Raw genomic sequence first — 23,715 nt, 5'->3', positions numbered from 1 at the left:
GCTAGCGGGCTCCCACCCGGACGTTTGCCTTGCGAAGTGCGGACGGTGTAACCCCGTATTTTTTCTTGAACCACCGGATCAGGTGAGAACTGTCGGTAAAGCCGCATTCATAGGCGATTTCCGTAATCGAACGCCCGGAGTTGACGATTTGCCAATGGGCGGCCGAGAGCCGGATGTCGCGCCAGTACTCCATCGGCGCCTTGTCGAAATGCAGATGGAACAGTCGCGTCAGACCGCGCTTGGAAGAGCCGACCTGGTCGGCGATGTCCGCGATATCGTTCCGTTCGTACATCTGCTGGCGCATGATCGCGATCGCGTTCAGAACCCGCTTGTCCTGGCAGTAGCCGCCGCTGAGAGACTGGACATCCGAATACTTCCGGAAGTTCGATTCATGCCTGTCGGCCATGAAGTAGTGCATGACCTTTTCCGCGCGGGCGGTGCCGCAGTGCTCGGAGACCAGCCGCGTCGCGAGCGAAATCGCTGCCAGCCCGCCGGGACAGGTGATCACCCCCCGGTCCTCCACGACCGGGCTTTCGGTATCGGTCTCGACCTTGGGAAACAGCTTGTTCATGGCCGGTTCCTGGGAAAAATGCACCGCGCATTTCCGGCCATCCAGCAGGCCCATCTCGGCCAGGACGAACTGGCCGGTGCAAAGCCCGACCAAGGGAACCTTTTCCTGAACCGCGCGGTCGATCGTCTGGTAGACGTAGTCCGGGGTTCGTTCGCGGGAATGCAGGATCCCGCCATGAACCAGCAAGTAGTCGTAGCTTGACAGCGTGTCGACGCCGGCAGTCGGCACCATTTCAAACCCGCAACTCGCCCGGATCGGATCGGTGGAATTGGATAGCAAGGACCAGTCGCAGTAGATCTTGCGGCTGAAATCCCGCTCGTCGGCGGCAAGCCTGAGGTATTCGACAAAGCACGAAAAGGACATCAGCGTGAAGTCCGGGACCGCCAGAATGCCGATGCGGAGGCTCGGCTGCATGGCTGGCGCCGGACGCTGCGGCCCCAACTCCTCGCGCACCTCGTTGGTAAACACGCGATCCACGGCGACTCCCTCGTGTCCCTTGCGTACAATAAAACGGTAACGCACCCGGCCGCTTCGTGTCGAGAAGCGGTTCTTTGCACCTTTCCCAACGGGGCGAGAGGCACCGTGCGGAAACCTGTACGCGCTCTGACGGTCTGAAACCGCAAAACGGAAAACGGCCAGCCCGAAGGCTGACCGAACCGCTTTGTCCGGTTGATCAGGCGCGCGCGCGCGCGCTGGTCGGGTCGTGCGGGCTTTCCTCGATCACGACGCCGTCGCGAAGCTCGTTGTGGATCCGCACCTGGAACGCCGTGCCGACCGCGGTCACGTCCGGGCGCACCAGTGCGAAGGCCAGATCGTGCTGCAGGTGGTAGGAGAACCCGCCCGAGGTCACATGACCGACCAGCTCGCCGTTGTGAAATACCGCCTCGTCGGCGATGACCGAGGTTTCCCGAAAGGGAAGCTTCAGCATCACCAGCTTGCGCGTGAGGCCTTCTTCCGTCTGCTTGCGCAGCGCGTCGCGGCCGGTGAAGTCGCCCTTGTCGAGCTTGACGAACCGGTCAAGGCCCGCTTCCAGCGCGCTGATATCGGGACGCAGTTCGCGCCAGATCGCGCGGTAGGATTTCTCGAGCCGCATCGATTCCAGTGCCTCGACACCGAAAAGCTTCATGCCCCTGGGCTCGCCCTCCTTGATCAGAAGATCCGTCAGATGGCGGTTGAAGCACAGCGGGTGATGCAGTTCCCAGCCCAGTTCGCCGTTGTAGCTGACCCGGATCAGCCGCACCTTGTTGGCATAGCCGACCTCGCCCATCTGCGAGGTGAGCCAGGGGAACGCCTCGTTCGACAGGTCGTTGTCGGTCAGGGGCTGCAGGATCTCGCGCGACCTGGGACCCGCGAGCGCCAGGATGCCGATCTGGTTGCTGACATCCTCGAGGATGACGCTGCCATCCTTCGGCAGGGCCTTGTTCAGCATGTCCCAGTTCTTGACCTCGGCGGTCGGCGAGCTGACGAGGTAGAATTCGTTCTCGCCGTCGCGGACGACGGTGTATTCCGCCTCCACGCCGCCGTTGCGGTTGCAGGCGACCGCAAGGCTGACGCGACCGACCTTGGGCAGCGCGTTCGCCAGAATGCCGTCGAGCCACTTGGCAGCCAACGGACCGCGCACGATCGTCTTGGTCATCGGCGTGAGTTCGAGAAGCCCGGCCGTCTCGCGCACGGCTTTCACTTCGTCGGTCACGAATTGCATGTGCTCGGTCTGGCGGAAGCTGTGCTCGGGGATCGCAAGCTCGGGCGAGGGCGCGAACCAGCGCGGGAATTCCCAGCCGTTCATCAGCGTCCAGACCGCGCCCTTGGCCGTCAGCAGATCATAGGACGGGGCGGTCTTTTGCGGACGGGCGCGCGGACGGTCCTCGCCGGGGATATGCGCATGCATATGCGTGCCCCAGGTCTGGTGGACCTTCTCCATCGTCCAGCGCTTGGTGACATAGTCGCCGAAGCGGCGGACATCGATTTCCGACACGTCCATGCCCGGGTCGCCATTGACGATCCAGCGGGCCAGACGCTCGCCGATCGTACCCGACCACATGATGCCGCCCGGCATGCCTTCGGCAATCCAGAGGTTGTCGAGGCCGGGGGCCGGTCCCATCAGCGGCAGTTCGTCCGGGGTCATCTGGAACGGGCCGCGGGTGTTCGACTTGATGCCGACGGTGCCGAGCGTCGGCACCCGCTCCAGCGCCTTTTCCCACTGGGTTTCGACCGCCTCGAAATCCTCGGGCAGCAGGTCCATGCCGAAGTCTTTCGGCACACCGTCCACCGCGAAGAGCTTCAGATCCTTCTCGAATTCGTACGGTCCGAACTGGATGCCGCCAACGTCCTCGCGCAGGTAGGCGCCGTAATCCTCGTCGCGCAGGATCGGGTATTCGGGCAGACCCTGTTTGCGGCGTTCGACCAATTCCGGAACGGGTTCGGTCGTCCAGTACTGGTGAACGATTGGGAGGCAGGGCAGTTCCAGACCCACCCGGCGCGCGTTTTCGCGCGCGTAGTTGCCGGTGGCGAAGACCAGATGCTCGCAGGTGATGTCGCCCTTGTCGGTCACGACCTTCCAACCGCCGTCCGGCAGCTTTTCATAGGCCTGCGCCTCGGTGTCCTGATAGATCTTGGCGCCGTTGTCGCGCGCCAGTTTCGCCATACCCATGGTGATGTCGGACGGGTTGATATAGCCGTCGCCCGGAACCAGGATACCGCCTTTGATATTCTCGTTCGGGTTCAGCAGCGGATGCTTTTCCTGCACCTGCTCCGGCGTCAGGATCTCACACGGGACACCCGCCGCATCGGCAACGCCCTTGTAGCTGAGGAACTCGTCCATCCGCTCCTGCGTGTTGGCCACCCGCAACTGCCCGACCTTGCGAAGGCCGACGGAGGTGCCCAGCTTCTGCTCGACTTCGGTAAAGAGGTCGATCGACTCGTGCATCATCTTGCTGATGTGGATCGAGCGGACGAAGGTCACCAGAAGCCCGGCGGCGTGCCAGGTCGACCCTGATGTCAGCTTGCTGCGCTCCAGCAAGACGACATCTTTGCAGCCATGTTCGGTCAACCGATACAGTATCGCGGCGCCGACGGCACCACCCCCGACGACCACGACTTTCGCGTGCGATTTCATTGACGACTCCATCGACAAGATTTCCGCCCAGAGAACCAAGAAATCGGCGTTGAGAATTGTACGGAGACGTCAAAATCCGGTAGCGGCGCCAGCTTTCTTGCAAGGCCTCCACACGCCGCGCCACATACCCGAAATTGGCCGCAGCGTTCTATTTCGACAGCCGCCTGTCGGTATGACTGCATGGAAAGCCGAGCGTGCGCCGATGGCGGCGCGCGCGAAGGCGCGTCATGGGAGTGGCCGCATGAAAATCACCGCAATCAAAGTCTACCAAGTCGATCTGAAGATCAAAGACGCCCCCTATTCGTGGTCGACCTTCTCGGTCGATTCCTTCGACAGCACCATTGTCGAGATCGAGACCGATGCCGGCATCACCGGCATCGGCGAGGTATGCCCGCACGGGCCCTCCTACCTGCCGGCCTATGCTGAGGGCGCGCGCACCGGGATCGCGACGCTCGGCCCCAAGCTGATCGGGCTGGACCCGCGCCAGCTTGGCCCCATCAACCAGGTGATGGACCATGAGCTGAAGGGCCACATCTATTTCAAGTCGGCGATCGACATGGCCTGCTGGGATATTCTCGGCAAGGCCACCAACCTTCCGCTTTACACGCTGCTTGGCGGCTTGCAGCAGGAAAAGGTGAAACTTTACAAGGTCGTGTCGCGCGATACACCGGAAAAGATGGCCGCCGTTCTACGCGACTACCAGGAGGCGGGCTATACCCATTTCCAGGTCAAGGTCGGCGACAATGCCGCTAAAGACATCGAACGTATCCGCCGCGTGGCGCAGGATCTGATCCCGGGCAATTATCTGGCGGCCGATGCCAACACCAGCTGGAAGCAGCACGAGGCGATGCGTGTCGCCGCGGCGATCAGCGACCTGCCGGTCTATCTCGAACAGCCCTGCCCCACTTACGAGGAATGCGTGGCCGTGCGTCAGCACTGCAACAACCCCTATATTCTCGACGAGGTGATCGACAGCCTCAGCGTTCTGATGCGGGGCTATCAGGACAAGGCGATGGATGTGGTCAACCTCAAGATCGGGCGTTTCGGCGGCCTGACCAAGGCACGGATGATCCGCGATCTGTGCACCCAGCTGGGCATTGCCATGACCATCGAAGACACCTGGGGCAGCGAGATCACCACCGCCGCCATCGCACATCTGTCGATGTCGACGTCCAAGGGCTACCATCATCAGTCCTGTCCTTTCCAGCTTTACCATACCAATTCCACCGCCGATGGCGCCCCGACGATTGAGGGCGGCATGATGTGGGCTTCGGACCGGCCGGGTCTGGGGGTGACCCCGAAATACGACGTTCTGGGCGATCCCGTCATGGTCATCGCCTGAAGCTGGCAGGCGGTCGCGGACCTGCGGCCGCCCCCGATCCACCCGCTGACAGTTCCGAAAGGGGTGCCTGACAGACAGGCACCCCATTTCGTTTGCCGCAACACGATGCGCCGCCTGTCGCCTTCGGTCATGCCTGTGCCAGATGAAGACAAGCCCCATCCGGTTCGGACGGGGCTTGTCTATGCCGAAAACCTTCCGGTTCCCGGGCAATCGCCGTGGCTCGGCCTCAGTGTTGAGAGCTCGAATACGCCAAGGTCGCCGCGGCAAGATCTTCGAGGGCGGTGCCGACGCCCTTGAACAAAGTGATTTCTTCTGGGGACGCCCGCCCCCCCACTTTTCCCCGGCACAGGTCGAAAAGGTCCCCCCGGACGGCCTCGCGGCTCAGCGCGCCGGACTGGATCGGCAGGATGATGTCGCCGCTTTCCTTGAACGCGCCGTCGGTGTCGATGAAGACGCTTGCCCGCTGCATCGCGGTATCGTCGGTTTCGCGCATCTTCGGTGTGAAGCTGCCGATCAGATCCAGGTGCTGTCCAGGCTTGAGCCATTCGCCCAGCACCAGCGGCTCCGTCGCCAGGGTGGCGCAGCTGATGATATCCGCAGCCTCGACGGCCGCCCGCAGATCCGACGCCCGCGACGCGGAAAAGCCGTCATCGGCGAGCTTGGCAACGAGCCGCTCGGCCATTTCGGGGACGACGTCCCAGACGATCACGTCGTCGATTTTCCGCACCGCACGGAACGCATAGGCCAGATTCGATGCGACGCGACCGGCGCCGACGATCAGCAGGGTGCGGCTGTCCTTGCGGGCCAGGTAGTCGGCAGCCAGCGCGGAGGCCGCGACGGTGCGCCGGTTGGTGATTTCGCCGCCATCGAGCAGGGCAAGATGCCGCCCGGTCTCCGCGTCGAAAAGCATGTAGGCCGAACTCAGTGCCGGTTTGCCCCTGGAGGCGTTCCCGGGGTTCACGTTGACGACCTTGACGCCGCCGAGGCCCTTGGGATTCCACGCGGGCATCAGCAGAAGCGTTGCGTCCGGCTGGCCCTCCAGAGGCATCGTGTGATGGTGGCGCAAGGGCGCCTCGGCTCCGGTGACGAACATCTCGCGCAGAGCGTCGATCAGCCGGTCGAAAGGCAACATGTTTCGAGTCTGTTCCGCGGAAAAGATTTGCATGCCCGTTTCCTCTGTCAGGCTGTTTCGTCTTGCGCGGCGTCGATCTTGCCGTTTCGATGAACCGCGATGCGCTCGCCCGTCAGGAACGGCGGATCGGGCATTGCGACGACGGGGATCGTGTTCCATCCCATCTGGCCCGCGACCAGGACGCCGATCGGCAGGATCGCATCGCGCCCGCCCAGGATCAGCGCCTTCGGAGCAACCCTGGCATAGGCCAGTTCCAGCATGATCGCGGAGGACGAGCTGGAGCCGATCAGTCGGGGGATCACCAGCATCTTGCCCGCAATCCTCTGGCCGCGCTGCGGATGCCCCGCCAGCGTCACCTCGGACGTCACCGGGTTGATGCCGCCCCAGAAGCTGATCGGGGCGTCGAAGCGCAGAACCTCGCCCGAGACTTCGCCTGCGAAAAGTACATCGGCTTGCCAGCTCATCCCCAAATCCCCTGATCGCGGATCACCCGGCCTGCCCGCGCGCTGCGCACACAATCGGTGAGGGATCCGAACACCGGCGCATATCCGGTGTTGCCGGTTGCGTAATGGGCGAACTTCGCCGAATTGGTCATCATCACGCCGGGTTCGGCCGGCAGGATCGGCGTCACGACGACGCAGGTATCGACGACGAATTCCACCCCCAGATCGCGCAGCGCCGCATCCGCCGCATCCGCTTCCAGCGCGGCCATCGTGTGGCGGCCGGTGCAGACATAGACCGGCACCGCGAATTTCTCACCGCCGGCGAGTGTCAGGAGCTTGCGGCATTCGTCATTCGAGAAATGCGGGCTGCCAAGCGCCACGCAGTCGATCGGGCCGGGCTCGGTCAGGCTCAAGCGGTCGCGCGCCGCGATCACCATGTCGCGGGTGACGGTGATCGTTTCCTTCGGCGCGTTTCCACCGAGCGCCGTCGCGGCATCCGGTGCTTCCGGCGTGATGCCCGCGACGTGGATCAGCGCAACCGCACCGGTCGAGGCCGCGCCCGCGCACATCGCCTTCAGCTGGTCGTCGCGGGCACCCGAAGGCATGCCGTCGACCACGCAAATGCTTTCGCCGGCTAGGCGGCCGATCATCGACCCGAGAACCGGGAAGAACGCATCCTCTCGCAAGAGCGCCCTGGGTAGGTCCGACACGTCGAGCAAAAGCTCGGCGACGCGGTTTTCCGGTTTGTGAAGCCCGTAATAGGGCGCCCGCGCCGAAATCGCGCAGGCGATGTCGAGGAAGTCGCCATACCGGTTTGTCCGCGCGCCCAGCACCGTGTTGGTAAAGGCCACCGCGTTCGATTCCCCCCAGGCGACCTGCTGCCCGAGCGCCGGACGCGCGCCGGCCTGGTAAGGCGCGCAGGTCCAGCTCGGGATGCAGCCCATCTTGTCGTGCGCGACCATCAGGCGGTAGGCCATCTTGCGCTGCTCGGGCGGGAGGTGGACCTGATTGCCTTTCAGCAGGTTCAGCGCGCCCACATTGGTCGTGGACGGCACTTTCACCCGGGCGCCTTGCTCTGCCAGCTTCTCGCAGAACAAGACCCCGGAATCGCCATGATAGAGGCAGCCGTCGATATGGCTGGAGGAAACCTCGACCAGCCGGTCGGCCCCCAGCATTCGGGCAGCTTCGGCGACGATCTCCATCGCCATCTGGTCGCCGCGGGTTCCGGTTTCCCCGGCCAGAACCGACCTCTCGGTATCGCTCAGGTTCATTGCCATCTCGGTGCCTTAGGACTTTCGATATACGGGTTCGGCGTTCGGTCACGCTTGCCGCGCCGGCGCATGTTTCAGTCCGCGAGAATGTGGAATTCCGCGCCTTGCGGATAGTAAGAGAATGCCAACTTCCGGTATCCGGGGGCGATGATTGCCGGGTGGGCAACCGGCAATGAGCGAGCAGTTTCTCGACGACCTCGCCGACAAGACCCGGCGCGGACTGAAGGGGCGCGCGGTGAGGGGCAAGTCCGCGGGCGGCAACGCCTACGGCTACACGGTCCTGCGCCGGTTCACCGAAGCAGGTGACCCGATCCGGGGCGACCGCGAGATCAACGCGCGTGAGGCCGCGATCGTCCGGCGGATCTTCGCGGCCTATGCCAGCGGCGTCTCGCCGAGGAAGATCGCCGAAGAGCTGAACGAGGAGCGTGTTCCCGAGCCCCGCGGAGGGCCCTGGGGCACCTCGACGATCCACGGCAACCGCGAACGCGGCACCGGGATCCTGAACAACGAGCTCTACATCGGGCGGCTCGTCTGGAACCGCCTGCACTACCTCAAGGATCCGGACACCGGCCGCCGGGTCTCGCGCCCGAAGGCGGAGGACGAGCTTGTGGTCAGCGAGGTGCCGCAGCTGCGGATCGTCGATGACCCACTCTGGCAGGCCGTGAAGCGCCGCCAGGGCAAGCTGGTCTCCAAGGGGACCGGCGTGCCGGTCTGGGACCGCCGCCGCCCGCGCACGCTGTTTTCCGGCCTGATGGAATGCGGCTGCTGCGGCGCCGGCTTCTCCAAGGTCTCTAAGGACAGCTTCGGCTGCTCGGCGGCGCGCAACAAGGGACGGGCGATCTGCACCAACCGGACCGTGATCCGGCAGACGGATCTCGAGGCCCGCGTTCTCGACGCGCTTCAGCATCACCTGATGGACGAGGAGGCCCTGCGCGTCTTCTGCGAGGAATACGCGGCCGAGCGCAATCGCCTGGCCGAAGCGGCCAGTGCCGGGCGCGCCGGCCTGGAACGGGAATTGCGGCAGGTGGCGACCGATCACCGCAAGCTCGTCGATGCGATCATCGCCGGCGTCCCCGCGGACCAGGTCAAGGACCGGATGATCGAACTCGACCAGCGGCGCAAGGATCTCGAGCGCCACCTCGCGGTCGCCCCGGCCCCCGACCCGCTGCGGTATCACCCGTCGATGGCGCAGGCCTACCGCGCGCGCGTCGGCGCCCTCGTGCGCGGGCTGACCGACCCGGATGGGATGGAGGAGGCGAAAGAAGCGCTGCGGGGGCTGATCGAGAAGATCGTGCTGGTGCCGATGGCGAGCCCGGAGGGCGGGACCGCGCTCGGGATCGACCTCCACGGCGCGCTGGCGAGCCTGTTGCGGCTGGCGTCGGGCCTGCCGGCCTTGGCGGGCGCAAATGCCGGAGGATCCGCGGCAGCGGATTCTCAAGACATTGATATTTCTGAAGAGTTAGTGTTGGTTGCGGAGGGCAAGCAACCGCCGCTGTCGACCAACAATCAAGTGCCTCTTGTCGTAGAAATACTATCGCTCAAAGGTCCGCAACGCGGGCTTTCCAGTTGCCGAGCAACATCTGCCTTTTGACGGATAACAGGCGGCTAGCAGCCTTTAACACGGGATGTGACTCGGGGCGAACGTCCTCTGGCGCACATACGGGGCAGGGCAGCGGTCATGCCGCGCTGTTCCATCGTGGATACCTAGGCGAGCGCCATTCCTAAGCCGAAGTTCACTAGTGGCCGACATCGTTGCGCCAACGGGCAGAACCGGTGGGGAACGTCTCTGAGGGTCTTTCGCCGAACAATACTGAGTAGTCCGATGCAAAGCGCCCGCCGTTGATGAAGCCGAGCGACAGCGAGACATCCTTGGTTTGGGTATTGCGCTACAACTGTGGCTTCGCGAACAATTACTCAACGGCTACCGGCCTTGACCTTTGCTCAGGTCCGCCGTTTGCGCCCTGATCCAAGCGATCAGGGCGTCCAGTTCCCCGGTCAACGTCGCTCCCGGTGCGGCGATCAGGAAGAAGGCGTTTCCAGTGTTGATCTCAGTCGGCAATGGGCGCACCAGCTGGGTATTGTGGAGCAGCAGCGCAGAAGTCAGGCTCCAGCCGAGGGCAAGCCCCTCTCCGGCCAAGGCGGCCTGAAGCGTCAGCTGGTAGTCGTTGAACACCATGTCGGGCTGGGTTTCATCCGTTTCCACGCCGACGCGGGCAAGCCATTCTGCCCAGCTCATGCGTTTGCGGAACCGGTCGAAGGCGTGCAACCGTCGATGGTTCGTCAGATCGGACACTGTGCCAATGCAGGGATGGTCGGCCAAATACTTCGGCGCGCAGATCGGAAAGACGACTTCGTCGCACAGATACCAGCTGTTCGGGCGCCGGAAGTCACGGTCGCGGATCCAGATTGTCAGGTCGATTTCAGAGTCGGGTTCGATGTCGCGATCGGTCGTGACAACCTTGATCCGCAGGTTCGGATGATCCTGCTGCAATTTATAGAGCTGCGGCATCAGCCAATGCGCGGCAACCGAGGTCGAGGCGGCGAAGGTCAGGTATCGGGTTTCTGTCGAGGACAACGTCCTGAGGCTCTCCTCGATGCGATGAAACCCAAAACGCACGCTGTCGTAAAGCAGCCGTCCAGCCTCGGTAAGTTGTACGCCGCGATTTTCACGGATGAAGAGTTGCGTGCCGCAGTGGCGCTCCAGCGCCCTTATTGATTGCGACACGCTGGGCTGTGTCACGTTCAGTTCCGCCGCCGCATTCTTGAAATTCAGATGCCGCGCCGCCGCCTCGAAGACGAAGAGCGAATGCGGGGACGGGATCAGGGATCGCAACTCAGACATAAACTGAATTTATATCAGACGATTTCTTTCCCGTCTACAGAGATGGCCCGAACTGTGGTTGTCTGGGTCGCGTGAATGGCTCGCAACAGGCCCGGCCGCAGCCGAGGGGTGGAACAACTACGATGGCAAGAAAGCCGAACCCTGCTCCCCACGGCCGTATCATGGTCGATCCGCCGGTGCAGGAGCCGACTGACTCGGGGTGGTATGTGACTTCAGGTCCCGATTTGCCGCTCGCGCCGCAGCGCGGAGAAACGCGTTGCGATTGTCTGGTGATCGGCGCGGGCTGGATGGGTCTGCACGCCGCGCGGCGATATGCAGAGCTTGCACCCGACCAATCTGTGGTGCTTGTCGATGCGGGCCGCATCGGGAACAACGCGTCAGGTCGCTGCATGGGCTTTGCCATCGATCTAGCTCACAATCCGCGCAAGCACGACTTCGTCGAGGACATCCAGGGAAACAAGGATGAACTCCTTACCAACCTTGACGGCAACGCCTATCTGCGATCAGCGGTCGAGGAGCTTGGCGTCGACTGCGATTGGGATCCGCAGGGCAAGTATCACAGTGCGGCGACCGACCATGGCGTGTCGGATTTGGTGAGCTTTTCCAAAGCGCTGGACGCGATGGGCCAGACATACCGCTGGGTCGAGCAAGATGAGATGCTGTCGATGACCGGCAGCAGGCACTATATCAAGGCGCTGCATCATCCTGGGACCATTCTTATCCAGCCGGCCAAGTACCTGAAGAACCTGACTCGTGTCCTGCCTAAGAACGTGACCGTTCACGAAAACACCGTGATCAGCACCGCACGCTTCGGGGCCGAAGAGCACGTATTCGAAACCCAATCGGGAGTGATCCATGCGAAACGGGTGATCATCTGTGCCGCAGGTTATCTGACGCGCTTTGGATTCTATGGCCAGACCGCGATCCCGCTTTATACCTTTGCCAGCATGACCCGGTCTTTGAGCGAGAACGAACTGGCGCGGGCGGGTAATCAGGCGGCCTACGGCCTCATCCCGGCTAACAGCTTCGGCACGACTGTCCGACGCACCACCGACAACCGCCTCATCCTGCGGAATGTCTATTCCTACGCCCCAAAGTTCAAAACCACGTTGCGCGACGTCGAACGCGCGCGCGAACAGCAGAAGATCGCGTTCGAGCGCCGTTGGCCAGATCTTGCCCCGATGGGTTTTGAGATCAGCTGGGGCGGTCTGCTGACGCTGGCACAAAACGGCGGAATGGTGTTCGGCGAACTTGCCGCCAACGTCTATGGTGCCGCCTTCTGCAACGGCACCGGCGTCTCGCGCGGAGCCGCCTTTGGCAAGGCCGTCGCGGAACTGGCCTTGGGCCGGTCCTCGCCTGTCATAGACATCCTGAAGCGCCGCGTCCCGCCTTCGCGGGCCTATCCCGACCTCATCACCTCAACCGGGGTGCGCCTAGTGACCGGTTGGCGGTTCAGGCAGGCTGGCAAGGAAGTATGACAAGTCTCAGGAGCCCGCACATGGTCGAAAGCGCCTCGAAAACGAAGCGTCTTGGCCGCGCCACTCGGCGCGCTGCGCGCGAGGCGGAAGTCACGCCGCGCCTTTCCACGGTCCGCTACCGCGTGAAGCCGGTGGAGGTCGTGAGTGCCGACGAGCTTGACCGCATCCACTGCGCCTCCCTGAAGATCCTGCAGGAAGTCGGCATCGACTTTCGCGATGAGGTGGCTTTGGCGCAGTGGAAGGCGGCGGGAGCTGATGTCCGCGGCCAACGGGTGCATCTTGACGGTGACCTTGTCGAGTCGCTTGTCGCGATGGCCCCCGAGCGGTTCGCGATGACCGGCCGTGGCGCGGACACGGATGTTGAGATCGGCGTCGACACGCTGACGTTTTGCGCGATGCAGGGCGCGCCCAACATCCGGGATCTGGACGGAACGCGCCGCGCCTCGACGATTGCCGATCTGCGCAAGATCAACAGGCTGATCCAGATGAGCCCCGGCTTCCAGATCGGAACCGGATTTGCCTGTGAGCCCACCGATATCGCCGTGCCTTGGCGGCACCTTCACATCATGCACACGAACCTTGTCGATCTTGACCTAGCCACGAACGGCCTGACGACGGGAACTGCGCGCGCCGAAGACTGTATCGCGATGGCGCGGATCGTCTATGGCAGGGCATTCATGGACGAAAACGCGGTGCTTTGGGGCATGATCTCAGGCAACTCGCCGCTTGTCTGGGATGCGACGATGCTGGAAGGGCTGCGGGTCTTCGCCCTTGCCAACCAGGTTGTATTGATTGCGCCCTTCGTGCTTGGCGCGGCCAATACGCCCGCCGACGTGGTGGCCACGGTCGCGCAATTGAATGCCGAGGCGCTGGCCGGCGTTGCCTATGCCCAGCTCGTGAAGCCCGGCACAAAGACGATCTACGGCCAGTATTCGGTTTCGGTGTCGATGAAGTCGGGCGCGCCGATGTCGGGCATGCCCGAGATCAGCCTGTTGAACGGGATCGTTGGCCAGCTAGCCCGCCGCTATAATATTCCGTGGCGAACCACGGCCTCGCAGGCATCGTCGAAGCTGTTCGATGCGCAGTCGGGCTATGAATCCGCCACCGCCTACATGGCTGCGGTCAATGCCAGGGCCAATTTCCTGCTGCATGCCGGCGGCTGGGACGAAGCCGGCATGGTGCATTGCCTGAACAAACTGGTGGTGGACGGCGAACAGAACCTGCTGATGGCCAAATACGCCCAAGGCGTGAGCTTTGATCTTCTGGACGAGGCGCTGGACGCTGTGCGTCGCGTTGGCCCCGGCGGCCACTACCTCGGCGATCCCTTCACACTGAAGCACTTCAGGAATGCCTTCATCGCGCCCGAGATCCTCAACTACGAGGCCTTTGAGCAATGGAAGGCCGCCGGCGGCAAGGACATGCCAAGCCGCGCGCGCGAAAAGGCAGAAGACTTGCTGGCCCGCTACGCCCCGCCCGCACTTGACTCATCGAAGCGCGAGGAACTGGATGCGTTCGTCGCCCGAAGGGAGCAAGAGATTTCGCCCAATCTGGCATGAACCGGCCGATCTCGTGTCGGTCGCAGATGAAACCGAGGAAAGACCATGTCCAATTTAGAAGGCATCAATCTTGCAATGCAGACGCCGTTCAACGCGGACGGTGCGATCGACTTTGCAGTCTTCGAGCGTTTGATCGAGGACTATATCGCGGCGGGCGTGCAAGGGCTGGTCCTTGGCGCCGGCACAGGTCTGCATCCCTACCTTACGGAAGACGAGTGCAACCGGCTGTACGAAGCCGGAATCAAGCAGATTGCCGGGCGGGTCAACGTGATCTGCCAGACCTCTGCCTTGAACATGGACGAGGTGATCCGGCGATCACGGCATGCCGAGAACTCGGGAGCGAATGCGCTGATGATCCTGCCGCCCTATCTGGAAGGGCCAGACGACGAGGACGGGCTCTTCGCCTTCTACCGCGAGATCGACGCGGCGGTGGGAATTGACATTGTCGGCTACAACATTCCCCAGTCGACCGGGATTGCGGTCTCGGTTCCGTTGCTCCTAAGGCTGAAGGAGCTGAGGAACTTTCGCTGGATCAAGGACAGCGCAGGCGATTTCACCACCCATCAGGAATACCTCCAGACCGGCATAGACGTTTTGAACGGTTGCGACACCACAACCTTCGCGGCGCTGATGGCGGGGACCAAGGGCGTCATCTGGGGTGCCGCAAACTACATGCCGCATGAAGCGGCCAAGCTTTACGGCCTGATCACCGCCCGCGACCTCGAAGCAGCACTGGTCCTTTGGCAGAAGATGCTCCCCTCGCTCTTGTTCATCTGGCGCAACCCCTATGTGCCCGCCGTATTACGGGCGGCAGAACTGCGAGGCTTTGGCACCGGGAATGTGCGCCGCCCCCTCCAGAGGCTGACGGCCGCACAGGATGCCGCCCTGCAGAAGGCGCTGGCGCCGCTGATGGTTGACGGTCCGCTGTAACTGCCGCTAGAGACCTTCAATCCCCGGCTTTCCCTCGCGATCGAAACGGGAAGGACGGCCCGGAGCTGCCGTCCGGCAAGATCTTCGACGCCTCAGTGCAGCTTTCGCATTACTGCCGTTCACGGGCACTGTTGCACAAATCGTGTGACGGTCAGGCTTCCCCTTTCCCCGGACAGACTTATCCCGCAACCTCTGTGACAGGTGTGCCGATCGCGGTGAAGCCGTTCAGGACCGCGACACGGACCTGGAACTCCGCGACCTGACCGTCGAAGTCCCGGACTGAGAGGCGCTGGCCCAGCCGTTTCACACGGTGCATCTTGGTCCCTGCACGGCTTCGGCGGTGGTTGCCGCTCCATCGTCGCCAAATCGTCCGGCCGAAGCGGTTCGATGCCCGCAAGGCCTCGTTGCGCGCAATCGCGCCAGCGGTGTCCGCCTTCCGAGGTCTGGCGTTCCTGCGGGGCGGGATGATCGCGGCTGCGCCGCGGGCGGCGAAGGCGCTATGGCATTTGCCGGTGTCAAATGCGCCACCAGATACCGGGACTGAACGCCTACAAGCCTTCCTCTCCGGCGTATTCCGAGATGTAGTCGAACAGTCTCTTTGCGGCATTGCTGCGCCGCCCCTGAGGCATCTTGATGTAGTAAGACCAAGGGCTTTTCGGACGGACCTGCAACGGCTCCATCAGCAGGCCACGCTCGATATACGTCCCGCACAGCGATGTCAGCGCGATTGTGGCGCCCAGCCCGTTGGCCGACAGCTCGAGGGCCACGTTCGTTGCGTTCGTTCGGATCGCGCCGTCGAGATCCATGTCCGGGTTGCCGAGAGCATAACCAAACAGACCCCAGTATTCCTGCCGTCCCGCGACCACGATCTTAGCTTGCGACTCGACACTCATTCCATCGGCGATGTCTTCGCCGGCATAAGGGCTGCAAACCAGAGACAGGGTTTCATCCCATAGCAGGCTCGCGCCTGGAGGAACCTCGTCGTTGCGGTTCACCGAGATCGAAATGTCGGCAATGACATCATCCGGGTGATCCCAGATTGTTGCATTGACCACGATCTCCACCTCGGGATTGCGCGATCGAAATCCGGCAAGGCACGCCGGAAGCCAGTTCTCGGCCAGGCTCATCGGACAGGCAACGATCACCGAGCGATCCCGGGACGTCGTCGCGATCGCATCGGTCGCGGTGTCGATCTGGTGCAGGGCCTGGCGCAGCGTCGGCAGGAACGCCTCGCCAATCTCCGTCAATGCGATGCTGCGTGTTCCGCGCACGAAAAGGTCACGGCCGACGTATTTTTCCAGCGCCCGGATGTGGGTGCTGATCGCAGCCTGAGTATACCCCAGTTCCTCTGCGGCCTTGGTGAAGCTCAGATGGCGCGCGGCGCATTCGAACGAGCGAATGTAGTTCAGCGGAGGTGGCGGTCTATCCATGCGTCCGAACCTGTCATCATTGCTTGCCAATACCTGCCGTCCGTCACCAATAGGAATAAAAAAAACGGATGTATAGACGCCGAATATTTCGCGTGTTCGCCGGGACGAGACCACTATTGTCCGTGGTCGAATGCAACGATGGGCTTGAAAAATGAGCAGCAAAGCTGTCGCACTTGATGCCAATGCCGATACGTTCGCTACCCTCGCGGATTTCACTCTCGAACTCTCGCCCGAAGCGATTCCCGCATCCGCGCGCGAGCGGGCGGCGCTGATGCTGCTCGATACGCTTGGGATCTGTGCGGCGGCAGCACCGATGGAGGCGGGTGTGCTCGGTCGGCGGGCGGCGCTGTTGCTTCATGCCTCGTCCGATCCCGGCCATTCGGCGCGGATGCTGTTCGACGGCCGCATCGTCAGCTTGGCTGGTGCGGCCTATGCGGCGGCGACCCAGACCGACAATCTCGACGGCCACGACGGCTACAACCCGACCAAGGGTCACATCGGCGTCGTCGCGGTGCCGGCGTTGGCGGTTCTGGCCGAGCACCTGCCGGACCTCTCCGGCCCAGAGGCGCTCGCCGCGCTTATCGTCGGCTACGAGGTTGCCGGGCGCGCCGGCATCGCGCTGCACGCGACAGTCAGCGACTACCATACCTCCGGCGCCTGGAACACGCTCGGCGTCGCCGCGATGGCGGCGCGGCTCCGACGCCAGACGCCCGCGATGTTGCGCGAGGCGCTCGGCATCGCCGAATATCACGGCCCCCGCAGCCAGATGATGCGTGAGATCGCAACTCCAACGATGCTGCATGACGGCTCGGGCTGGGGCGCGCTCGTCGGCATGTCGGCGGCGATCCTCGCCGAGAACGGATTCACCGGCGCTCCGGCGATCACCGTCGAAGCCGCCAATGTCGCGCCGCACTGGGCCGATCTCGGCCGGTTCTGGCAGATCGAGCATCAGTACGTGAAGCCCTATCCGGTCTGCCGCTGGGCCCACGCAGCGATCGACGCTGCGCGCGAGCTTGCACTGGGCCATGCCTTCGCGGCCGACCACATCGAAAAGATCCGCATCCGCAGCTTCGACTACGCGGTCCAGCTCTTCCCCACCATGCCGGACACCACATCGAAGGCACAGTATTCACTGCCGTTCGCCGTGGCGACCATGCTGGTTCAAGGCCATATCGGGCTCGACCACATCTCGGGTGAGGGCCTTGCGGACCCGAAGGTGGCCGCGCTGGTCGGCCGCACCGTCATGGAAGCCTCCGAGCGCCACCAGGCGCGGTTCCCGGCCGGACGCTGGGCCGATGTCGAGATCACGCTCGCCGATGGCCGCGTGCTCGCCTCGGGCGACACCCATGCCCGCGGCGGGCCGGAACGTCCATTCGGCCGCGACGAGGTGGTCGCGAAGTACAAGAGCTTCGCCGTGCCGGCACTCGGCGAGGCGCGGGCGCAGGGTCTCTGCGATGCCGTGCTGGCGCTGACCGAAGCCGGCAGCCGCTTCGACGCGGTCGCTCGCCATCTCTACGATCCGCTCTGATCCGTCATGGTTCTCCGCCTTCTCAAATACGGGCTCCGCAGTGACTATCCGGTGACCGGCGACATCCCTGTCACGCCCACCCCGAAGCCCGCCTATGACGTGGTGATCATCGGCGCCGGCGGCCACGGTCTGGCCTGCGCCCATTACCTGTCGAAATACCACGGCATCCACGACGTCGCGGTGCTCGACAAGGGCTGGCTTGCCGGCGGCAATACCGCGCGCAACACCACGACGATCCGCTCGAACTACATCACGCCCCAGGGCATCGCCTTCTACAAGGAGGGCGTGACGCTTTACGAGGCGATGTCGGAGGAACTCGACTTCAACGTCATGTTCTCGCAGCGCGGCCAGCTCACATTCGCCCATAGCGAGGCTACGCTGCGATCCTTCCACCTGCGCGCCGAGACCGGCCGTCACATGGGGATCGGCATCGAGGTCGTCGACCAGAAGGGCGTAGAGGCGCTCTGCCCGCATCTCAACATGGATTACGGCGGCGCGCTCGAGGTGCTTGGCGGGCTCTGGCATCCCGACGGCGGCACGGCACGCCATGACGCGGTGGCCTGGGGTTACGCGGCGCAGGCTGCGCGGCGCGGGGTGGAGATACACCAACGCACCGAGGTGACCGCGATCGAGGTCGCGGGCGGCCGAGTGCAGGCGGTGGTGACCAACCGCGGCCGCATCGCCGCAGGGCAGGTGATGATCGCCTGCGGCGGCATGAACTACGACATGGCGCTCAAGGCCGGTGTCGAACTGCCGATCCGCTGCTATCCGCTGCAGGCGATGGTGACCCAGCCGGTCAAGCCCTGGCTCCACACGCTCGTCTCCTCGGTGAGCCTGCACACCTATCTGGTGCAATCCTCGCGCGGTGAGATGGTGATCGGCGGCGGCTCGGATCCGTACCAGCTCTATTCCACCCGCTCGACGCTCGACATGAAGGAGCATCTGGCCGAGGGCGCGGTGCATCTCTTCCCATTCCTGAAGAACCTGCGGCTCCTCCGGCAATGGGCCGGGATCACCGACATGACGCCGGATTACAGCCCGATCATGGGCGAAAGTCCGGTGGACGGGCTCTGGCTCGATTGCGGCTGGGGCACCTGGGGCTTCAAGGCGACACCGGTCGCGGGCAAGCGCATGGCCGAATGCATTGCCACCGGCCGCGTGCCGGAGATCCTTCAACCCTTCGCGCTTGAGCGCTTCGAGCGGTTCGCGCTCTTGAACGAAATGGGCGCCACCGCGGCGAGTCACTGAGATGAAACTGCTTTCCTGTCCCCTGAACGGTCCCCGCAACATCGAAGAGTTCCAGTATCTCGGCCCGCTGCGCGAGCGCCCCGATCCGGATGCGCTTTCCGATGCCGACTGGGCGCGGCACCTCTTCCGGGCCGAGAACCGGCCCGGCGCGATGCTCGAATGGTGGCGCCACCGGCCGTCGAACTACGTCTTCCTCGCCGAGCGCCATACCGTCACCAACGCCGTGATCCGCACCTTCGATCCTTCGGAACTGGAGCCCGGCGCATGACCCGGCTCGACGCCCCCTTCGGCAGCCGGATCGACCGGTCCCGGCCCATCTCCTTCAGCTTCGAGGGTCAGCGCTTCACCGGCTACGAAGGCGACACCATCGCCAGCGCGCTGGCCGCCTCTGGCCAGTGGATGCTGTCGCGCTCGTTCAAGTATCACCGCCCGCGCGGCGCCTTCTCGATGGCGGGTGCGGAAGCCAACACGCTGGTCCAGGTCGGGTCCGAGCCGAACCTCGCCGCCGATCTGACGCCGCTTGCCGAGGGCATGGTGGTAAGCGCCCAGAACGTCAACGGCAGCCTCGCGCGCGACCGTGATGCGGTGATGGACCGGCTCGGCCGCTTCATGCCGGTGGGTTTCTACTACCGCACCTTCATGGGGCCGACACGCAAGGCCTGGCTGAAATGGTGGGAGCCGCTGATCCGCGCCAAGGCCGGGCTCGGCATGGTCGACCTCGCCGCCCGGCCCGATGGCTTCGACAAGTCCCACCTGCACTGCGACATCCTCGTCGTCGGCGCCGGCCCCGCCGGGCTTGCCGCCGCGATCGAGGCGGCCGAGGCCGGTGCCGACGTGATCCTCTGCGACGAGAGCCCGGACCTTGGCGGGCGTCTGACTTACGCGCCCGAGGCGGAGGTCGATCTCACGGCCCTCGTTGCGCGGGCAGAGGCGCTGCCCGCGCTCCGGATCATGACCGGTACGGTCTGCAATGGCTGGTTCGAGGACAACTGGCTGCCGCTCATCCGCGGCAAGGCGCTGCATCGGTGCCGGGCGCGCGAGGTGATCCTCGCGACCGGCGGAATCGAACAGCCGGCGGTGTTTCGCGGCAACGATCTGCCCGGCATCCTGACCGGCGGCGCTGTGCGCCGCCTGATCCGCCACTATGGGGTGCGCCCCGGCACCCGCTCGGTGATCCTCGCCGGAACGCCCGACGGCCTTGGCGCCGCCGAGGACCTGCTTGATGCCGGCACCCGGATTGCTGCGTTGGTCCTGCCGCGCGACCTGCCCGGCCATGCCGAGCGGATCGGGCGCCTGCGTTCGGCCGGGGCCGAGATCCTGACCGGACGGATCGAGGCGGCACGCGGCGGCACCCACGTGGAGGCAGTGCAAGTGGGCGGGCGCTGGATCGACTGCGACCTCGTCGCGATCTCGGTCGGGCATGCGCCTTCCTGGCAACTTCCCTGCCAGGCCGGTGCCCGGCTCGGCTATGATGACGCGACCTGCCGCTTTTCGCTCGACCTCGCGCGCGACGGCCTGCACCTTGCCGGCTCGGTCGCGGGCCATGCCAGCACCTCCGCGGTGATCGCCGATGGCCGGCGCGCCGCCGTGGCGGCGCTCCGCGCGCTGGATATCGACGCCGGGGACGTCTCGCCCTGCCAGGATCTAGAGCTTGCCCTTGCCCATTGCGCACAGCCGCTCAACCCCCACCCCAAGGGCCGCGACTTCGTCGATTTCGACGAGGACCTGCAGGTCAAGGACATCGTGAACGCGGTCAGGGAAGGGTACCGCGAGCTTGAGTTGGTGAAGCGGTTCTCAACCGTCGGCATGGGGCCGAGCCAGGGTCGCCACTCGGCACTCGCCACGGCGCGGATCGTCGCCGCCGCGACCGGGCGTAGCGTCGCCGAGACCGGCGTCACCACGGCGCGGCCGCCGGTCGGGCCCGAGACGCTCGGCGCACTCGCCGGGCACGGGCATGTCGAGGAGCGCCGCACCGCGCTCCATGCCCGCCACCTTGAGGCCGGGGCCGAGATGCGCCCCGTCGGCGCCTGGTGGCGGCCCTATCTCTACGGCCGGGGCGACCGGGTGGCGCGGATCACCGAAGAGGTGCGCGCGGTGCGCGAAGGCGCGGGACTGCTCGACGTCTCGACGCTCGGCAAGCTCGAGGTGCGCGGCCCCGATGCCGGCGCCTTTCTCGACCGGCTCTACACGATGGCGCATGCGAACCAGCCCGTCGGCAAGGTCCGCTACTGCCTGATGCTGAACGAGATGGCAGCGGTGATCGACGACGGCGTCGCCTTCCGCATGGCAGACGACGTCTTCTACGTCACCGCAACGACCGGGGCGGTGGCGCGGGTCTACGCCGACATGGCGCTGTGGAACGCCCAATGGCGGATGCGCGTTGATGTCGCGAACCTGACCGCGGCCTTTTCCGGCCTCAACATCACCGGCCCGAAGGCGCGCGACGCGCTCCAGGCGCTCAGCTCCGACATCGACTTCTCGCCTGCGGGTTTTCCCTATCTCGAAGGCCGCATCGGTGTGGTCGCCGGGATCCCTGTGCGCGTCATGCGGATCGGTTTCACGGGCGAACTCAGCTACGAACTGCACTGCCCGTCGAGCCATGCCCCCGCGCTCTGGGACGCGGTGATGGCGGCCGGCGCACCTCTCGGGCTTCGGCCTTACGGGCTCGAGGCGAGCCGGATCCTGCGGCTCGAGAAGGGCCACATTCTGATCGGCCAGGATACCGACGCGCTGACCTCGCCCGACGAACTCGGTTTCGGCTGGGCGGTATCGAAGATGAAGGCGTTCTTCGTCGGCAAGCGCGCGCTGGAGATGCGCCGCCGCCTTGGCGAAAGCCGCCGCCTTATCGGCCTGATCTTCGAGCCCGGCACCGAGGCGCCCGGCGAAAGCTGCCTCGTCCTGCGGGGCGGTGAACCGGTGGGGCATGTCACCTCGGTCGCCCATTCTCCAACGCTCGGCCGGGTGATCGCTCTCGCCTATACTCATGTCGAGGATGCTGCGCCGGGAACCGAGGTCACGATCCGCGCGCGCAGCGGCAAGCTCGTGACGGGCCGGGTCGCCGGGCATGCCTTCGTCGATCCCGAGAACCGCCGGCAGGAGATCTGACGATGCAGGCGACCCAGACCTGTCCCTTTTTCCCAGGCGGCGCGGCCGAGGATGTCGCGCCCCTTCTGGGCCAACGTGACGACCTTTCCGTAAGCGACCGCAGCCATTGGCCGCGGTTCGGCCTGAAGGGGCCGGGCAGCGCCGACTGGCTGTCCGACGCGGGGGTGGCGCTTCCCGCACCGAACCGACTTAGCTTGTCGTCCGGTTTCACAGTCCTGCGGCTCGGGCCCAATGACATCACCCTGCTCGGCGATCCCGCCGCACCGGAGGCACTCACGGCGCTCTGCGCCCGCTGGGAGGCCGCCCCGGGTCCGAAGGGCTTTTCGAGCTGGCGCGAGGAGGCCTGGGCCTGGCTGCATCTCGACGGGCGTGCGCTCGAGGATGCGCTCGCCCGGCTCTGCGCAGTCGATCTTCGGCCCAGGCGCTTCGTCCCGGAAGCGATCGCGCAGACCCGCTTCGCCGAAGTCGATGCGGTGGTTATCCGGCGTGGCGGCGCGGCGGAAGTCTTCTTCGACATCGCGGCGAGCGCTGCGGTATTGCGCACGATCCGGCATGGAGGAGGCCACCCGTGACCATCCGATCACCCATTGTCCTTTTGCACACCGACGCGCCCGAGGCCGCACGGGCTATCGTCGCCGGCGCGCATCCGGACCTGACGGTCCATACCTGCGACAGCTACGCGGACCTGCCCGCGATGCTCACCGAAACCGGCGCAGAGGTGGTCTACTCGGTCCGCTTCGCCGGCACACCCGGCTTCCCGCGCGCAGCACTCCTCGACAGCGGCACCCTGCGCTGGATCTCGGTCGGCGGTTCGGGCACCGACCACCTCGCGCCCTGGGATCCGGAATGGGTGACCGTCACGAATGCCGCCGGTGCCGCGGCCGACATGATGGCGGAATACGCGCTCGGCGCGATGCTGGCCTTCTCGCTCGACCTGCGCGGCTTCGCGAGGGCCCAGGCAGAGCGGCGCTGGACCGCGGGGCGGGTGACGCCGATCGAGGGGCGCACGCTCCTGATCCTCGGCCTCGGCCAGACCGGACAGGCCGTTGCGCGGCGCGCCAGGGCGATGGGAATGACGGTACTCGGGGTGCGCGCACGGCCGCAGCCCACGAACCATGTGGACGAGGTACACGGGATGGAGGCGCTGCCGGCACTCTGGCCCCGCGCCGATTTCGTGCTGGTCTCGGTGCCGCTCCTGCCCTCGACCCGCGGCCTGGTCGGAACCGATGCCTTCGCAGCCATGAAGCCCGGCGCGGTCCTGATCGACGTCTCGCGCGGCGGGGTCTGCGACGAGCCGGCCCTGATCGCCGCCCTGCAGGACGGCCCGCTCAAGGGTGCGGCGCTCGACGTCTTCGCGACCGAGCCACTGCCCGCCGACCATCCGCTCTGGGCGATGGATAACGTGATCCTGACGCCGCATTGTTCCTCGGTCTACGACGGCTGGGCCGAGAAATCCGTCGCGATGTTCGCCGAGAACCTCGACCGCTACCGGCGCGGCGCGGCGCTTCACAACATCGTCGACCCCGAACGGGGCTACTGAAGGAATGGCAACCATGAGCGAAGAACGGCGCGGCGGCGGACGCAGATCCAGGACGAACCGCGGCGGAGGGGCGATCTCCCAGCTTGAATTCCGGGACGTCCAGAACCCCTACGCGCCGCTGGAACTCGCGACGCCCGATCAGGTCGAGGCGATCCACCGGACCTCGATGCGGATCCTGTCGGAG

The 23,715-nt window shown here is 64.8% G+C and carries 18 protein-coding genes and 1 pseudogene; 11 read left to right on the top strand and 8 right to left on the bottom strand.

Annotated elements, in window-relative coordinates; all coding sequences use genetic code 11:
• Nucleotide 1 precedes the first annotated feature (1 nt).
• Together OEZ60_RS20365 and OEZ60_RS20360 are read right to left on the bottom strand one after the other, a co-directional pair.
• Nucleotides 2–1,048: a GlxA family transcriptional regulator gene (locus OEZ60_RS20365; RefSeq protein WP_263340334.1), complete on the bottom strand. Its 1,047-nt coding sequence runs from the start codon at nt 1,046–1,048 to the stop codon at nt 2–4.
• Nucleotides 1,049–1,244: 196 nt separating this feature from the next.
• On the bottom strand, nt 1,245–3,686 hold the full coding sequence (locus OEZ60_RS20360) for a GcvT family protein (protein WP_263340332.1): 2,442 nt from the start codon (nt 3,684–3,686) through the stop codon (nt 1,245–1,247).
• A gap of 202 nt (nt 3,687–3,888) precedes the next feature.
• On the opposite strand from OEZ60_RS20360, the gene OEZ60_RS20355 reads away from it, so the two are divergent.
• Nucleotides 3,889–5,028 (top strand): cis-3-hydroxy-L-proline dehydratase, encoded by a 1,140-nt coding sequence (locus OEZ60_RS20355; RefSeq protein ID WP_263340329.1) that lies wholly within the window; start codon nt 3,889–3,891, stop codon nt 5,026–5,028.
• A gap of 226 nt (nt 5,029–5,254) precedes the next feature.
• On the opposite strand, the gene lhpI is transcribed toward OEZ60_RS20355, so the two are convergent.
• Genes lhpI through OEZ60_RS20340 form a run of 3 tightly spaced genes read right to left on the bottom strand, consistent with a single transcriptional unit; the run spans nt 5,255 to nt 7,874 of the window.
• Nucleotides 5,255–6,193: a bifunctional Delta(1)-pyrroline-2-carboxylate/Delta(1)-piperideine-2-carboxylate reductase gene (gene lhpI, locus OEZ60_RS20350; RefSeq protein WP_263340326.1), complete on the bottom strand. Its 939-nt coding sequence runs from the start codon at nt 6,191–6,193 to the stop codon at nt 5,255–5,257.
• A gap of 14 nt (nt 6,194–6,207) precedes the next feature.
• Nucleotides 6,208–6,624 (bottom strand): aconitase X swivel domain-containing protein, encoded by a 417-nt coding sequence (locus OEZ60_RS20345; protein ID WP_263340324.1) that lies wholly within the window; start codon nt 6,622–6,624, stop codon nt 6,208–6,210.
• Entirely contained in the window at nt 6,621–7,874 is a 1,254-nt protein-coding gene (locus OEZ60_RS20340; protein WP_263340322.1) for an aconitase X catalytic domain-containing protein, read from the bottom strand. Before OEZ60_RS20340 ends, OEZ60_RS20345 begins: the two co-directional genes overlap by 4 nt.
• A 172-nt stretch (nt 7,875–8,046) precedes the next feature.
• On the opposite strand from OEZ60_RS20340, the gene OEZ60_RS20335 reads away from it, so the two are divergent.
• The gene (locus OEZ60_RS20335; RefSeq protein WP_263340320.1) at nt 8,047–9,465 is read left to right on the top strand and encodes a recombinase family protein; all 1,419 of its coding nucleotides are present in this window, start codon (nt 8,047–8,049) and stop codon (nt 9,463–9,465) included.
• 330 nt (nt 9,466–9,795) lie between these two features.
• Here the strand turns inward: OEZ60_RS20335 and OEZ60_RS20330 are convergent, their stop codons facing one another.
• Nucleotides 9,796–10,716 (bottom strand): LysR substrate-binding domain-containing protein, encoded by a 921-nt coding sequence (locus OEZ60_RS20330; RefSeq protein ID WP_263340319.1) that lies wholly within the window; start codon nt 10,714–10,716, stop codon nt 9,796–9,798.
• A 161-nt stretch (nt 10,717–10,877) separates the two neighbouring features.
• Here OEZ60_RS20330 and OEZ60_RS20325 point away from each other — a divergent pair, with 161 nt between their 5' ends.
• Genes OEZ60_RS20325 through OEZ60_RS20315 form a run of 3 tightly spaced genes read left to right on the top strand, consistent with a single transcriptional unit; the run spans nt 10,878 to nt 14,680 of the window.
• On the top strand, nt 10,878–12,194 hold the full coding sequence (locus OEZ60_RS20325; protein ID WP_263340317.1) for an NAD(P)/FAD-dependent oxidoreductase: 1,317 nt from the start codon (nt 10,878–10,880) through the stop codon (nt 12,192–12,194).
• A gap of 20 nt (nt 12,195–12,214) precedes the next feature.
• Complete coding sequence (locus tag OEZ60_RS20320; RefSeq protein WP_263340313.1) at nt 12,215–13,750, top strand: trimethylamine methyltransferase family protein; 1,536 nt, start codon at nt 12,215–12,217, stop codon at nt 13,748–13,750.
• Nucleotides 13,751–13,795: 45 nt separating this feature from the next.
• Entirely contained in the window at nt 13,796–14,680 is an 885-nt protein-coding gene (locus tag OEZ60_RS20315; RefSeq protein ID WP_263340311.1) for a dihydrodipicolinate synthase family protein, read from the top strand.
• Nucleotides 14,681–14,858: 178 nt separating this feature from the next.
• Here the strand turns inward: OEZ60_RS20315 and OEZ60_RS20310 are convergent.
• Together OEZ60_RS20310 and OEZ60_RS20305 are read right to left on the bottom strand one after the other, a co-directional pair.
• Nucleotides 14,859–15,206, bottom strand: a pseudogene (locus tag OEZ60_RS20310) (IS5/IS1182 family transposase); the annotation flags it as partial.
• 22 nt (nt 15,207–15,228) lie between these two features.
• On the bottom strand, nt 15,229–16,110 hold the full coding sequence (locus tag OEZ60_RS20305; RefSeq protein ID WP_263340308.1) for a LysR family transcriptional regulator: 882 nt from the start codon (nt 16,108–16,110) through the stop codon (nt 15,229–15,231).
• Between the two features lie 151 nt (nt 16,111–16,261).
• On the opposite strand from OEZ60_RS20305, the gene OEZ60_RS20300 reads away from it, so the two are divergent.
• Genes OEZ60_RS20300 through OEZ60_RS20265 form a run of 6 tightly spaced genes read left to right on the top strand, consistent with a single transcriptional unit; the run spans nt 16,262 to nt 23,531 of the window.
• Nucleotides 16,262–17,638, top strand: a complete 1,377-nt coding sequence (locus OEZ60_RS20300; protein ID WP_263340305.1) for an MmgE/PrpD family protein — start codon at nt 16,262–16,264, stop codon at nt 17,636–17,638.
• 6 nt (nt 17,639–17,644) lie between these two features.
• Nucleotides 17,645–18,886 carry an FAD-dependent oxidoreductase gene (locus OEZ60_RS20295; RefSeq protein WP_263340303.1) on the top strand — a complete coding sequence of 414 codons (1,242 nt, stop codon included), beginning with the start codon at nt 17,645–17,647 and terminating at the stop codon, nt 18,884–18,886.
• Nucleotide 18,887: 1 nt separating this feature from the next.
• The gene (locus tag OEZ60_RS20290) at nt 18,888–19,154 is read left to right on the top strand and encodes a sarcosine oxidase subunit delta (protein ID WP_263340300.1); all 267 of its coding nucleotides are present in this window, start codon (nt 18,888–18,890) and stop codon (nt 19,152–19,154) included.
• Nucleotides 19,151–21,991, top strand: coding sequence for a 2Fe-2S iron-sulfur cluster-binding protein (locus OEZ60_RS22255; RefSeq protein WP_317852853.1), 2,841 nt, complete (start codon nt 19,151–19,153; stop codon nt 21,989–21,991). Before OEZ60_RS20290 ends, OEZ60_RS22255 begins: the two co-directional genes overlap by 4 nt.
• 2 nt (nt 21,992–21,993) lie before the next feature.
• Nucleotides 21,994–22,563: an aminomethyltransferase family protein gene (locus OEZ60_RS20270; RefSeq protein ID WP_263340297.1), complete on the top strand. Its 570-nt coding sequence runs from the start codon at nt 21,994–21,996 to the stop codon at nt 22,561–22,563.
• A complete protein-coding gene (locus tag OEZ60_RS20265; RefSeq protein ID WP_263340295.1) occupies nt 22,560–23,531 on the top strand; it encodes a D-2-hydroxyacid dehydrogenase in 972 nt (323 codons plus the stop codon). The genes OEZ60_RS20270 and OEZ60_RS20265 overlap by 4 nt, the downstream gene beginning before the upstream one ends.
• Nucleotides 23,532–23,715 lie beyond the last annotated feature (184 nt).

The organism is Albidovulum salinarum (genome assembly GCF_025673475.1).
Taxonomy (GTDB): Bacteria; Pseudomonadota; Alphaproteobacteria; order Rhodobacterales; family Rhodobacteraceae; genus Albidovulum; species Albidovulum salinarum.
Note: the sequence above shows the minus strand (reverse complement) of the source record. Positions and strands in the feature narration are given on the sequence as shown.